This window comes from Paenibacillus odorifer (assembly GCF_000758725.1).
GTDB lineage: Bacteria > Bacillota > Bacilli > Paenibacillales > Paenibacillaceae > Paenibacillus_AQ > Paenibacillus_AQ odorifer.
This window is the reverse complement of sequence record NZ_CP009428.1, coordinates 1,550,358-1,565,417: the sequence shown is the minus strand read 5'-3', so window position 1 is coordinate 1,565,417 and position 15,060 is coordinate 1,550,358. Positions and strand designations below refer to the sequence as shown.

Genomic DNA, 15,060 nt, shown 5'->3' with positions numbered 1-15,060 from the left:
TCCACTAGTAGATTAAGCATAATATCCTGTAACTCGGCCAGTAGCAGAATAAAATACAATCTGCTTGTCCATCTGTACTTCTGCCATATGAAAGTCAGACATGTATTCCATAACTTCTCTCCAAATGGTAGTGACGGGCCGTTCTGTAAACGATTTGGTCCACCCATGACTATGCAATTCTTTTATTGCTTGAAACCATTTTAGTGCCTCATATTCTGTGCATGTAATGCGCCCATTGTGGTCAAGGGCTACTTTTTGCTCATTTACCATATCCCAAATAAAGGTCGCATACTGCACAGCTGTATTTGAGATTTGTTCATCTTTTGGATAATAGTCTCCATAACGAACTTCTGAATGTATGAGCATCGTTGTACGATGGTACCGTTCGAGATGCCAATATTCAAATGACTCACAAATTATTTCATTTAGTCTTTCAAGCTCCTGCCTATCTTCTAGCAAAATAACTTCATCTTCTGAAAGTTCATCATCATAAATGGCCGATTCTAAAAAAAACCGACGTAGAACCCGTTGTTTTGGTGTTGTGTTATTCGTAATTTCCTTCGTAATATGTTCTTCTAATTGACTCCAACTTTGAATTTTACTCAGATCCAAGAAGTAGAGTGGGGCAAAATGACGAAAATATGGCGTCGTCTGAAATAAAACATCGTGATTTATATCGTCTCTAAATCCGTCGATATCGCGATCCACGACATAAACGAGCCTTAACATAACGCAATGCTGCAAAACATCTGCAAATGCCCTGCGATGTGAACGTTCCTCCCAGGCAAAATGGATGGCGTCTTCCGGATAATACATGCGAATAGCATCGCATGCATTTTGTAAAGTAAACTGCTGATCTTCACCTTTGTCTTCTAAATAAGTAAGGAAGCAGCAAAAAAACATATAATGATGTACTGTTGAAAAGTTATTAATACCCATAAAGGGCTTAGAAGAGACAGGTATTTTTTCCAATTTAATAAACTCAGTACGTAATATTAAACGATAGCCAAAATAATCTCGCATCATGTCAGTAAGCTCTGCTTTTCTAGAGAGAATCTGAAAATATAGGTCAGCCTGCTTGTCACGATGAATCCAGTAAAAATGAAACAAAGCTTCAACACATTCCTGGAGCACCATCTGATCTCTATCCATACATTTCCTCCATAAACACAAACTCATAATCATTCATCGTCAGGGTTCCGTCAGTGGAGCGCAAGTGAATACGTTTATTTGAACGCAACCTAAGATAAAATCGGCGACCATCTTCTGTTCTACTTTCAAATTTTTTTGTAATCATGGCTTGTCCTAATAACTCAAGCAATAAATCCCGCACTTCAGGATACACTACACCAATCTCCTCCAGGATAATTTTCCCGTCCTTGATTATACTGTTAAATTTCTCTTGTATCATCCGTGTTTTCTCCAAATGTTCCTGAATCAGGACCATCTGAGCTAAAGGGTTTTCGTATATAGGCAGTTTGGTACGTTTGTTACGATTTCCAGGTGTCTTTTTGTTAAGTGGCAGTTCGAATGGATCACACTCCCACACATGTTTAGTAATGTCATCCTCGGATTTGTGGGGAACTAAGAAATGTTTTGTATTGGACACACCAAACATCGCACCAGCAATGATATGACAGTCCCTTATATCAGAAGTATTTGCAAAAATACGGGCTAGTTCCAAGTAGTCATTCTTGCGACTTTTAAAATAATTGAATTTATCACTAATCTGATCCGCAATCCGTACAATTTTCTGAATAGTACCGCGTGTCTGCTCTATAAGAAATCGGGAACTCGCTTTGCGACCATTAATTTCCACAAACCACCCTTTAAAACCGAGCCACTCTGCCCTTCTTCGCTCTAAGACAACTTCCTCTTCAAACATGTCATTTATTTGTTGTTCAGCTTCGTAGGAAACAATTATAGAAATGATATTCTCGATATTTTTTTCATCAATTAGACTGAGGCTTTCTTCAATTAAATCTTTCTTTTCCATGATACCTACCACGAAGTCGCTTAGTAGCCGTACAAATTTTTCTTTATATGGCAAAAAAGATTCTGTGTGAATAAGACGTTCATATGGTTCGCTATTTACGTGTGATAAGAAGTCGGCAGTTCCGTTACGAAGAGCTTCAAAGCGGGACATAAGATCACGCCAGATGTTGCGGATGTCACCAAATGATTCTTTATCCGAAGAATTCCACTTCTGAAGTTTAGTCAGATCCTCTAAAATATGGTCTGCTAATATACGCTCAAAAGATCCTCCGCGAATCGCCTGCAGATTATGCCGCATTTCTTCTAGAGAACGTTCTAGTGAAATAGTGTATTGTGTGACCTCATAGTAATTCTTACGCTTATAAAAGTCCTCGATACGTTGTGCATGCGATTCGTCTTGATGAATAATTAGGTTATTCCATTTCACAAGCGATTTAAGGTCTTCTTCCAATTCCTTTTCGTTATAATCTGTAAAGTAGGTGCCAAAAATTTCAGATGTTACTAATTCTTGATATATCTCATCCAGAAACATATACGCATTATATTCCTGACGATATTTCTGATAAAAAACGTAACATATAGGACGATATCTGTCTGATTTAGTAGTAGAAAGATAAGTAGCTTCTTTAATAGGATTAATCAGAAAGCTCATTCGGCAACCTCCTTACAGGAAATTTTTATAACTTTAACCTTAAATTCCAATCTAATATTTAACCAAATTATAACATAAAATTTCAAGTGTTTTACATACGAATCCTACTTTTTACATAACTCTTTTGAACTACATGTCCAAATTTCGACAACAAAAAGAGTCTGTCAAATGACAGACCCGATAGACTCACCGCTTCGCCTTATAAAACTCATGATACAACTTCATCAACGCCCTCTTCTCTATCCGCGAAATCCCCAGCTCCTTCGCGATCTCCCGCTGCGTCCGCTCCTCCCCGCCGGTGTCCAGGCCGAAGCGGCCGGCAAAGACCTCTACCTCCTTTGCGCTCATCCATTAAACAATAAGTGATCTTTGATAAGTACTATTTTAACTTTCAAGCCTAAGGCTAAATTTATACTTTATACTTCATTATTCCATAGAACACATTTACCTCGAGAATCAAACGCAATCTTTTCAAAATCATCTTTATTTTTTTCATTCATACCGCGACAAAAATCAATTTTATTAATGACTTTGGATATTGAAGACACTAAAACAGTTGCCGACCATTCTCTATCACTAAACTTTTGCTTTATTATTTTTTGTTTTTCCGGGGTGAAAAAATAAAATTGTTTTAGACACTTATTCCAATCATGATGTGCTACCCGAAACTTTTCATCAGTAGATAACAACGATTCACATTGTGCAGGATTATCAAAAAAATTATTGTCATCTACATAAATATCAATTTCCTCAAACAATTCAGGGCTTTTTTGTAACAATTCCGTTCTTATATCAATAAGCCAATTAACCGGAACTCCGCGAGTGTAAGAATTGTATCGCAAATTAAGACTTCCCGGAGTATGCCTATCTTCTGATATTGAATATAGTACAGATAACAATGAGCTTTTAACTGCAACAGACTCGTTTGAATTTCTTATGATATTGCATAAATTTACGTATATATCATTTGACGCGTATGTATAGTCACCTCCACAAACGGGATACATCCAAGGAGTGCCTCCTTGCCAACTATATTCAATATCATATTCAGGTTTAAAATTAAAATTTTTAATGTAAGGTCTATATAATGGTAATCCTTTAACATTCGTCATTCCCGAAATTATATTTTCCAAACTAAATATTTTTTCTATTGTTGTTGATATTATTTCTAAATTGCTTTTTACATATTCATCAGCCATTTCATTAATTAATAAATTTTGTAAATTGATTGCATACTGCAATGCATTACTAATATATTTCCTTAACACTGTATTGTCGCTTTGACGCTCATTTTCTTCAATATCAGAGGATAGCTCTTCGCTATTAGGCAAAATGCAAAACAAAGGATATACACCAGTATCTGCAGGTAAATTGGCGCATTTAATAACATTACCTAATTTAGGGTTTATTTTGCTATATTTTTCAATATTATCTTCAACAAAGGGTATTAAAAGAGGTATTGATTTTTCTTTTTTTAAAAGCTTCTCTCTAGATTGTTGAGCTCTGTATACAAAAACAATGGGCTTATGACAAAACTGAGTAAATATCTGATTTAAAACAGTGTTCGTTGTTACAACATTACCCCCCTCTGGAATTGTTACGAGTATTATGTCCGCTTCATCGCAAACTTTAAGTATTGATTTGTTTGTTCGTTCTCTTTCTTCGTCAGATTTCCAATCGTTTAATCCTTGAGTATCTAATATAGTTAAGGACTCAAAAGGATGAAGATCTATTTCCTCAGAGAGGGGTAGACCGAATTCTGTTTGTCCACCTTTATACGATAGGCTAAATTCATTCAAGTCAAAGTTTTTCATTTCTTTTGAAAATATCATTCGTTTAGTGGATTTTGTTGTGCCTTTTTTCCCATACGAACCTGAAATTATTGGATGAATATCTTCCGATGAACACATTGAACAAAATGTAGATTTACCACTTCCAGTTTCACCAATTAAACCGACAATTAATTGTTTCATTTGATATAATCCTCCTATGTAAGGTTTGAACAGTATTTTTACATTGTGGCAGTGCTTTATAGAGAATGCCTAGTTAAAAAACAGCCTTTATAGTACGCTTTTGCATATTTAAATATGTATGATCTATTGTAGCTTAACTACCGTAGCAGTCTGGAGTATGGGCATGAAATGATCGTTGCAATGCCTTTCTCGTTCAAGATTAGCGGTATTCCTCAATAATTCTGCTGTGTCTTAAGCTTTTGCAATTTATTTTCTTCCAAAGCTATGAGCCTCCCTTTGAACTAGGAATAAATGGATTATACACATCCAAATTATAACATCGAACTTCAAATGTTTTACATGAAAATCCGACTTTTACATAATTTTTTTGAACTATACGTCCAAATTTCGACAACAAAAAGAGTCTGCCTATAGACAGACTCTTTACTCTTACCGCTTCGCCTTATAAAACTCATGATAAAGCTTCATGAGCGCCCTCTTCTCTATCCTCGAAACATAACTCCGCGAGATCCCCAACTCCTTAGCAATCTCCCTCTGTATCCTCTCTTCCCCACCCGTATCCAATCCAAACCGCCCAACGACAACTTCTTTTTCCCGGTCATCCAGAATATCTAGGTTACGATATATCTTACTCTTCTCGATCTTAAGATCGACTTCTTTAATGACATCATCCGCTTCCGAACCGAGGATATCAATGAGTGTAATTTCATTACCTTCTTTGTCAGTCCCAATTGGATCGTGCAGAGATACATCTTTACGAGTCTTCTTCAAGGATCTTAGGTGCATCAGAATTTCGTTTTCAATACAACGGGCAGCAAAAGTGGCCAGCTTTGTGCCTTTGTTCGGGCGGTAGCTCTCGATAGCTTTAATCAAGCCGATCGTGCCGATGGAGATCAGATCCTCCATATCTTCTCCGGTATTATCGAATTTTTTGAGGTTGTGGACATGATGTGATGTAACTTAGAGACTTATTTAAATATCAAGCATGACCTCATCACTGCTAATGATCGAGATGGTACCTCTACTACAGTTTAATCCCTTAATAAGAACTTTCCTTCACTGTAGTACGATCAATTCATTTTTCTTTCATAATCAAAATGGTTAGAGTCACTCCCAATTTGTCCCTATAAATACTTTTACACACTTGTGGGTTGTATAATTTAAATCATAGCAATTTCTTAGGAATACGTGTTACTCTATCTCTGATCTTAGCAAAGGAGTGTATACATATCCATAAAATACATAAAATATAATTATTAGCAGTATCTAATCAATCTACTATATATGTAAAACCATAAGTTCATTTTACTTCGGGACGAACGTCAGCGACAAAAGATCGTATTGTACATTTCTCATACGAATATTGGGATTGAATCCCTTTCCCATAATCACGCATTCTTCCATCAAAAACAACTAGGTATCCAAGGTATGTCTGTTTGTTCTCTAAATAATGAGTTAATTGCTTGAATCCTTCTATCGCGTACCCCTCAGAATAACCGCCACCCCCACACATTTTTAACTCTAATATTGTTTTTAGTCCGCTCCGAAATCTCAAATAAATATCTATTCTACCTGCCCCTGTACTGACTTCTTCAATAGCTTCAACATTATGACCAAAACGTGACTTTAGGAATGTATGCAATAAATTTTGGCCATGCTGTTCCGGGGAAGAAACCCACTTATGTTTTTTTTGCACAGGGTCATATTTCCAAAATGACATACGTTTGTCATTCTGTATGAACCCAATAAAATCGATGAGACATTTCTCTAACGAAGTAATAGTCACGGCTTCTACTGAAATGGTTGCGCTCTGAGGTGGCGATTTAGTTTGAATATCCCCGTCCAAACTATCTAATGCTTTATTTATGTATTCCTGAATATATTCCGCATCGGGATTTTTCTTCTGGGCGAGTCTAAGAATAGGAATAGCTTTTCCACTTTCTCCGAACTCAACCAGAGATCTACCATAAGCGAATAATATAGAGGGTAAATCACCAAACCGCTTCCTTTGTTCTTCAAAGAAAATGACAGCATCTTTCCATTTTTCATTTTTCCAAAGAAGTGCAGCATAATTTTGTCTATTCGTCCAAAAGAATGGGTTAAGGACTAACGCTTTCTCATACCACTCCAATGCCTTTTCATCCATCCCATTCTCTTTGTAAATTTCAGCAAACATACTACAGACACTAGCTCTTAATTCTTTTCTAACATTTGGTTTGTTAGCCTCTGCCCAAGCATTTTCTAACAATTCGAGATTATCCTTTATATTTGCATCCTTTCTGGCAATAACAAGAGCTATCCAATATGATGCAACTATTTCCGAATTACCGCGTTTTAGTACTTCTTGCTTCATTTGTTCAAGTTCAGCCGAATCTTTATCTGCTAGAGCATTGGACAATCTCTTTCTCAATGAGTAAGGTAGTTTATCTTCATCAAATATAACTGTTTCTAGCTCACTTATCCTAGCTTCGTAATTATTTTTTAAAATCTGTTGAGTTCCATCTGATTTTAATGTTTCCTCAAATTGAATTGCAGCATTTAGAGAAGCTATTATCTTAGATTCATTACCGAATTGACCACTTTCACCACGTAGCTCAATAGATCGCTCAGCTGCTTTTAATGCAGCGTCATTTTCACCACACAAATGATGAATCATCGCTTTACTAAGTAATAGTTCCGCAATTCTATCCTTTAGATGTGGGGCATCAGCATTGAACACATTAATGGCTTCTTCTAGCAAGCTGATTGCTTTCCTTGGATCATTCATTTTGGTATACTCGGCTAATAAACTTTTACTACTCGCATACATGTGTTTCTGACCACTTAATAAAAACGCGTCAGCGGCCATGCTTTCATGATAAATTGCGTCCGGATTTTCATATCCCAAGGTTACTGCCAAGCCTCTATGAGCCCACGCATTAGTTCTAGCATCATCTGTGGACTCATATAAAACTTTCTGGTATAAATTATACGCGAGTTCAGTCTTTCCTTGCTCCGAGGCAGCATTAGCCATCAATAACCATAAATTCCTAATAAGCCCCGGATCTGCTTGATCACCAAACTCCTTAATATATTGAGAAGCATCATCGTAAAGTATTGAGAAAATCCCCGTGCTTTCACCAAGCAAAAATTTAGTCTCTAATAATTCTTTCCGTTTTTCAGGTGTTAGTATATTTGTTGAAAATTTTTGAATTGCTTGTAGTAGTTTTATCCTTGTATCTTTAGTACTAAAATTAAGTAGTCCTTCTTTCTTACCTTCTTCTAAATATATATATGCTTCATCTATATGGTTCTGGGACAATGCCTTTTCAATTTTCTTAACAGTATCTATCCCATACTCCGAAAATACTTTACTCAAAGCGCCCGCAACCTTACGTGCAATTGTATCGGGCTCATCTTTAACTTCAGTGTTCTTCTCGTATGTTACCAACTTTTCTCCGGTTTTCATATCAAGTTGTATTGCGAGTTTTATATCATAAGCTGGTAATTCTCTGTATGTAATGTCTCTGTTTTTTAATGCTATTAAGAGATCCTCCCAGAAAGCAATCTTATCTTCATATTCCTTACTTGATTTCATTTCTTGGGTTATAGTATTAATCAAATCAACATCTTCTGTGTTTGCGTTATCTGATAAAGAGACGGTGTATCCTTCGGCAGTTTCTTTAAGCTGCATTATACACAAATCCTTATTCTGTCTAGTTAGTTTTACTCGGCGTAATATTTTTGAATCACTCATTGTAATCACAACCTTCCTAGACATGTTAAATAAATAATTCCATTACTTATTTTGAGTTCTGACCACATTGAACAACACTTGGTTTATTTATTTATCACACAGCATTTCTTCAACGATACTTCACACCTCAATTTCGAGCCATCAATATTATTAGTAAATCCACATGCAAATAAATTACAGGTAGTTTTGCTCTCACATTAGAGAGAGGCTGGTTGGAGTCACTTCTCCATAGTTTAACCAATACTTTACCGAAAGGGACTAATCAGTCTAGTTTCTTATTGTACGCTATATTAAGGCTCATAACTGTGTATCCTTTAGTGGAACTCGAATTGATTTTCAATTGCTTTCCTTAATATAAATTCATTTCAATCGTTATTTAATCCCTTCTTCGCAAAAAAAATAAATACGGCTAAGAATTTAAATCAACCTCTATTAGTTCTTCCCAAGGTATTTCACATCCTTAAAAAGCCATCAATGTCTATATTATAACCCCCTTTCAAATCTGGAGTATGTATTACTAGACTTATTTCATTCTAGTCTCAAATTCCTTCAGTAAATTTGTAATGTCGACCGGATGCTTTAAAGGAGTTCTTCTTGTATAGAAGTATCAACAGCAATAATCAAAAGAATAACAAATTATTTTAACTTTCCGGTATATTACATGGGAGTTATCTTTGGCTCCTAGGGCAAATTCCTTTATTTCACACAGAACATGACTCAAAAAATGATGCTTTTGAGAGAATAATATCTACTACGAGATGAAGGATATTGCATCGCTTAAATACTTAAAACCATTTGAATATTAAGTACTTAAATTATGGAATGGCAATTTCTCAAGAATACTCTTAGATTGAGAACTGCAACAACGTACATAAACATTCGAATGTTGATAAGCTAAATAGACTTAAGAAAATGAGTGTATCACTAAACTGAATGAGCAGACTTTCACAAAAGAAAGCTTATGAGAGGCTAAAAATACTTTTTTAAGTTTAATATGGTAAAAAACTTTCAGCAACCGACTAAAATATTACAAAGGATTTGTCAGAGGAAATTAACGTGCATCAAAACAATAAAGATATTGTTAAAAAAAATTAACTTTATAAAAAAGTTCTTCTTAAGCTAATGGTGTAACCCATATATATAAGTTAAATACTTTCAGTTTTCTAGGAGGATAAAAAATGATACAGATTAAAAAAAATACTATATTCCTCGAATTGACTAGGAATGATTTATGGCATATTGCTACTGCCTTGAGAAACGAAATCATTAATGAGAGTCGCATAAGATGGATCAGATATTTCAAGGGTTGCTCTGAACAAGAATTTATCACTTATGTTCGATCCAATCATTTCCCCGCCTTCAAATACCTCGAAGAAATTTACATTTTTCTAAATAGGGAAGATAAACTTGTTGCACTCGAAATAGAATTAATCAATATACATTCTACGTATTTTAAAAAATATGAATAGTTTCCGAATAATTTTTTCTCATAAAATTTTAATAATCTACGTCTTCTACTTATGAGATATTAAGTTTACAGGAATCTATTACCAATGTAAGATTATCCTATATATTGATTTTAATACAGAGGTGCTCCATGGCTGAGTTTATTAACGTTTCCGAAATTATCCCTCCACACAGTGGACTTCAAATCTGTCTATCTAATAATGAGCCTATTAAGGTATTGCAATGGCAGTGTCAAAGTGAACCTGTAGCTGATTTACAAAAAGGTGTCTTCACCACAGATCCCTTATTTATCATCAAAGCTATAGAATTTATTCAATTAGCAAAGGAGACTAATTCCGATCTAGTATTAACACCTGAGTATTCTTTTCCAAATGAAGTTTTAGATACAATCGTTAGAACACCTGAGATATGGCCAAGAAAAGGCGCGTTGTGGTGTTTAAGTATGCAAGGATCTACCATTAAGGAATTTTCCGAAAAATTAGAACTTTGGACAGCAACAGGTCGTATCTTGATCGTCAAGGATGCATGGGAAAGATTGAGCTCACGTTCATTCATCGATTCCCTAGTGTACTTATTCATCACAGATGATAATAACCTTTGTGTAATTCCCCAATTCAAAACATCACATATGTCGGAAAGAATGAATGAATATGAATCTGGAAGACTCTCAACTAGTGACTTAATCTATGTATTTGACTTAGTAGGCTCATCGCATGATCTGAATAGATTTATGTCTATTATTTGTTCAGATGCCCTTTGTATTGAGCCGAAAGATATTCTTAATTTTACTGTAGGGAAGAACCTTACTCTATTTCATGCTCAATTAAACCATAAACCAAGAGATAGTACATTTAGAGCTTTCCGAGATTATTTTCTTGATCGAGATCATGGACGTGATATTAGAATAATTACACTCAATTGGGCTGATGGAACAATAATTGACGGGGAGAAATTCGATAAACCGTGGTCAGCATTTTACAAAAAAGAACAGTCTGGGAACATAGCAGAACGAGAACTTCGGAACATAAATCAAAATAAAGGAACTTTTTATGCACTCTATCGCAAGTATACTGAGATATGGTATTCATGCAAAGATGAGCATTGCAAACTATTTGATATAAATAAAGGTTTTCAACCAGGTTCCTTCTATCCTGCAAATCCTCGAAATGAACCAATTACTCGAGAGTATTATTCTTTTGGTTTGGAAGATAAATGGAACCCGGAGGCTTGTAATGATCAAACTTATACATTTCGTGCACTTATAGATGAACATGGGCAGGACTATAGCTTTCCTATGTATGCAGATATAAATGATTGTGATGCATTTTTCGGTCTTTGTTTCGGACATTTCCTAGAGGGAGAACTCTCAGCAGATAATGATGAACTTACTTCGAGGTTACTGCTTGGACCAGATGTAGAATCTGATAAGAAACGTACCAGTAAAGTTAGTCAATATAACCTTCTAGTGAAACTTATAAAGAAACAAGTTTTCCCAATGGAACTAGAAAATCTAATAAATAATCATTTTCTGCACTTAGACTCTCAAACAGCAGAAGATAAATGGAAGTATGGAAATGTTTATCCCAAAGACATTCCTTTTGATGAATTAAATCCTTATCACTCTGCCCTTTTTATTATATCAGAATATAATGAAAAAACTGAGGTTGCTAGACAAGTTGATGATATTTGCAAGAAACTCCACAGAAGTTTTCGTAATAAAGTAGTCATTTACTATTTTTCTAGAGAAACAGAGAAATATGAATATTTTGATGAACATTTAAAACAAACTCGTATTGACAAAGCATCTTTTTCAAAATCTTTAAGTTCCATTAAGGGTAGTTTTTAGGAGGAAAACTAATGAACATGAGCGATTTAATCCAGAAATTGCCTTTTGAAAGTGACGCAGAACCACAAATATTCCGGTTTCGAAATCAATTAATTAAATTTTTTCACGTTAAAAGAAAAGAAGATGCTTTACCTGATATTGTTTTTTCTGAATACTTTTTTGTCGACATACCTGAATCAGTTATTACTTTAATGATGGAAGATACAGACTTATTATATTTCAGGGAATTTCAAAGCAAGCTGTTATCTAAAGTGTTTTTCTCTAACAAAACAGATCTTCGATGGAATATCTATCTAATATTAATAGTGGAAAATTATAAACTATTAAAGGATAATATTGTCCTTCAAAAGATTGAGAACGATATTGATTACGCAAGAAAATTCATAGCAACACCAACGGATGCTTTAGAATGGATGGATAAAAAATGGCTGAATCCCAGTGTTGATGACAAAAATCTAGGAACAGATCCTATAGAGGAATGGATAAAAATCCTTGAATCTGCTCAGCTAACTGGTTGTTTATCGCCTAGTCCATTTGCTACACAAAATGTAAAACAATACTTATCAGGCGAACCTTTTAATTTCAGTATGCCGCGCAATCGTAAACGCCAAATTTTCGAAGATTATGAAGAGCGAATTGAGTGTATTGATGAAATATCTTTCGATGGGTTCCGTAATCATTGTTTCTCAAATACAAAACCCATTCTCCCAACCAAAGTCAACTTATTATCGGGGTCTAATGGATCTGGAAAAACATCTGTTTTAGAGTCAATAGAATACGCTATTACAAATCAAATCAGACGAAGTTCAGAATTTGGTGATACATTGGAGGAACCATCAGATACTTTTAAGTTAATCTGCAGTACAGAAACTCAGAAAAGCATCCCCTTTCGACCTAGAAATCCTGTTGCTTTTTATAAAAAATTAGCACAGTCATGGTATGGAGTTGTACCTGGTCATCAGTCAGAGTTAAATTATTATTATCATCGATTTAATTTTTTCGACTCCGAGGCAGCCTATCGTTTTGCATTGAGTGAGAGTGGCCATGATCAATTTAGCAACTTTGACTATGCACGTAATTTAAGTCGTCTTGTCTTTGGTGATTCAATTTTAAGTACCGAAGAAAAATGGCTTCGTTACAAAAAAGAATTTGAGGATAATTTAAAGGAGCTGCTTAAAAAGAATGGAACAACCGAATCAATACTTAGTGATTTTAATAATCAATTATCTTTGATGAATAATCCTGAAGGTGAGGAGGCTGTTGACTTAGAATCATTATTACCAACAATTAGACTTCCAAAGTCTATCACGCAAAAAGTAAATAGTGAATCAACAACTGATTTCTTAAGAAGAATTGAATTACATACTAAATCTGCATTACCGTGGTTACAAGAGATATATAATTTACCATTTTCTAATATTAATTTCTCATTAGAACAGGTACGATTCGAATTGAAGCAAGATTTGAGCAAACTTAATTTTCTTACTCAAGAAAAAAACACAATGAATACTTATCAAAAGCTAAAAGAAACCGAACTAACTAAATTCCAATCAGATGCTCAATCTATTGAAGCTGAAAATTTTAATCAGAAACAATATCTGGTCTTAATAGATGAAACATTATTATTGTGGCGTAGTATTCAAAAAGTAATAGAGATCCCCTCTCAGGTATTTTTAAGACGACAATTAGAACATAGTCTAAACGAATTTAAGAAAAAAATTGAAACATGGGATCTTTTCCTCTCAAAGTTTAAGCAAATTTTCTTTTTCAAAAACACTGATATATTTTTGCCAACAGAAAATGAGTTAAAAGAATTAGAAAAAAGTGTGAAAGAAAAAGAAAATTCAATTTCTCAGATAAAAAATCAAATTGACTCATTTGAAAAACTCATGGATCAAATAAGTACGATTTTTTCTCGTTTGCAGTTCTTAGGAAAAGAATTTCTTAGTGTTAATCCACATTCTGCAATTTGCCCGCTCTGTTCGCACGAACACAGTAATCCAAATTCGTTAGCAGATGCAATACACTCTACTGTATCTGCAAGCGAACAAGGCCAGAATGAACTTAATAACCTAAGAAAAGAACTCGAATCATTACAAAAAGAGCTTGGACAATTTAACTACCAAATTATACTTTATGATAAAGTAAAGAATAATATTGAGCAGGTAAAAGATGCCTTTACAGAATTAATGAATTATTCGGATTTAGAGTTTGAAATGAATGCTAAGACGGTAGAAGAAATGTTAAAAGCAATCCATGACTTTTCCTCAAATCAAGAGTTATGGAAAAATCAAGCTAATACTATTCAAAACCAGCTTCAGGCACTTGATGAGACCGGCTATTCATTGGAAGCCATCATCAATGCTGATATGTTCCAGAAAGATAATATTATATATCAAGAATTTCTTAGTCAAAATTCATCTATTCCTTTTGAGAACTACCTTATTACATTGCAAAGAAATACAAATAAAAAAATATCGGAGAATATTAATCTAAGCGAAAGGATTCAAAAACAAATTGTTGATTTGCTAGGAATAATCCAACAAATTACTTTTGATAAAATAGATTCGAATATTGATGAACAAAGAAAAAAAATTCATAGATTAGAAAAATTCATCGAAAGCATGAACATTTTATTCAATGATTTTGTCTTGGATGAAAATATTAACTTAAGATCCTGGGCTAAACAAATTGAGAAAGTCATTATTCAAATCGAGCTTATTTTAAAAAGAAATCAAAATGAACAGCTCAAGAATCAAATACTATTAGATATTAAAAAGACACAGGGAGAATTAAATTTAGTACGCAAACAACTGACACGTTGCAAAGAAGCATGTGAGATAATGAATAAACTAAGACCTCTTCAGGATTTTACGGAACTATTTATCAAAGGTAATATTGATATAATTGCTAATTTTTTCAAATCCCTTCATGCTCCTAGAGAGTTTGATAATTTAACTCTTGAAAAAGAAGGATTAATTCTCTATAGAAAATCAGATAATAAAAGGATTAAAGCCTATCAAATGTCATCAGGGCAACGTGCTTCTCTAGCACTTTCTGTCATGTTCGCTGTTCACTTAGCTGCTCCAAATGCTCCTAAGTTTCTAATCATGGACGAGCCAGTTGCTAATATGGATGATCTTCACCTCATGAATTTGTTAGATCTTCTGCGTGATTTCACTCTATCTGGCAGGCAAATTTTTTTCACAACTGCTAATCCTGAAGTAGCTAACTTATTCCGAAGAAAGTTTAGTTTTTTTGAGGAACACTTCACACATTTTGACTTTATTCGTCATTCTGGTGAACCTGTTTTAATTCAGGCACTTAAGTATTCTGCTTCTAAGGAAGAAGCAAGACATCAAATTATATAGAGAAAGTTGCGGAGGAACTA

The 15,060-nt window shown here is 34.4% G+C and carries 6 protein-coding genes and 2 pseudogenes; 2 read left to right on the top strand and 6 right to left on the bottom strand.

Going from position 1 to position 15,060, the window contains the following annotated elements; all coding sequences use genetic code 11:
• Positions 1–12: 12 nt before the first annotated feature.
• The 6 genes and pseudogenes from PODO_RS06715 to PODO_RS06690 form a co-directional block, all read right to left on the bottom strand.
• Positions 13–1,152, bottom strand: a complete 1,140-nt coding sequence (locus PODO_RS06715) for a TIGR02678 family protein (RefSeq protein ID WP_038569305.1) — start codon at positions 1,150–1,152, stop codon at positions 13–15.
• The gene (locus PODO_RS06710; RefSeq protein WP_038569304.1) at positions 1,145–2,647 is read right to left on the bottom strand and encodes a TIGR02677 family protein; all 1,503 of its coding nucleotides are present in this window, start codon (positions 2,645–2,647) and stop codon (positions 1,145–1,147) included. The genes PODO_RS06715 and PODO_RS06710 overlap by 8 nt, the downstream gene beginning before the upstream one ends.
• Before the next feature lie 186 nt (positions 2,648–2,833).
• A pseudogene (locus PODO_RS30440) lies at positions 2,834–2,983 on the bottom strand (sigma factor-like helix-turn-helix DNA-binding protein); the annotation flags it as partial.
• An 80-nt stretch (positions 2,984–3,063) separates the two neighbouring features.
• Entirely contained in the window at positions 3,064–4,620 is a 1,557-nt protein-coding gene (locus PODO_RS06700; RefSeq protein WP_038569301.1) for a GTPase domain-containing protein, read from the bottom strand.
• A 429-nt stretch (positions 4,621–5,049) separates the two neighbouring features.
• Positions 5,050–5,562 (bottom strand): annotated as a pseudogene (sigK, locus tag PODO_RS06695) (RNA polymerase sporulation sigma factor SigK); the annotation flags it as partial.
• 358 nt (positions 5,563–5,920) lie between these two features.
• Positions 5,921–8,356: a DUF8371 domain-containing protein gene (locus PODO_RS06690; RefSeq protein ID WP_038569299.1), complete on the bottom strand. Its 2,436-nt coding sequence runs from the start codon at positions 8,354–8,356 to the stop codon at positions 5,921–5,923.
• 1,597 nt (positions 8,357–9,953) lie between these two features.
• On the opposite strand from PODO_RS06690, the gene PODO_RS06680 reads away from it, so the two are divergent.
• A complete protein-coding gene (locus PODO_RS06680; RefSeq protein WP_038569295.1) occupies positions 9,954–11,669 on the top strand; it encodes a hypothetical protein in 1,716 nt (571 codons plus the stop codon).
• 11 nt (positions 11,670–11,680) lie between these two features.
• On the top strand, positions 11,681–15,040 hold the full coding sequence (locus tag PODO_RS06675; protein ID WP_038569293.1) for an ABC-three component system middle component 1: 3,360 nt from the start codon (positions 11,681–11,683) through the stop codon (positions 15,038–15,040).
• Positions 15,041–15,060: the final 20 nt, after the last annotated feature.

Coding starts and splice junctions, on each gene's coding strand:
- PODO_RS06700 (WP_038569301.1), bottom strand. CDS start 4,620: ATGAAACAATTAATTGTCGGTTTAATTGGTGAAACTGGAAGTGGTAAA.
- PODO_RS06710 (WP_038569304.1), bottom strand. CDS start 2,647: ATGAGCTTTCTGATTAATCCTATTAAAGAAGCTACTTATCTTTCTACT.
- PODO_RS06680 (WP_038569295.1), top strand. CDS start 9,954: ATGGCTGAGTTTATTAACGTTTCCGAAATTATCCCTCCACACAGTGGA.
- PODO_RS06675 (WP_038569293.1), top strand. CDS start 11,681: ATGAACATGAGCGATTTAATCCAGAAATTGCCTTTTGAAAGTGACGCA.
- PODO_RS06715 (WP_038569305.1), bottom strand. CDS start 1,152: ATGGATAGAGATCAGATGGTGCTCCAGGAATGTGTTGAAGCTTTGTTT.
- PODO_RS06690 (WP_038569299.1), bottom strand. CDS start 8,356: ATGAGTGATTCAAAAATATTACGCCGAGTAAAACTAACTAGACAGAAT.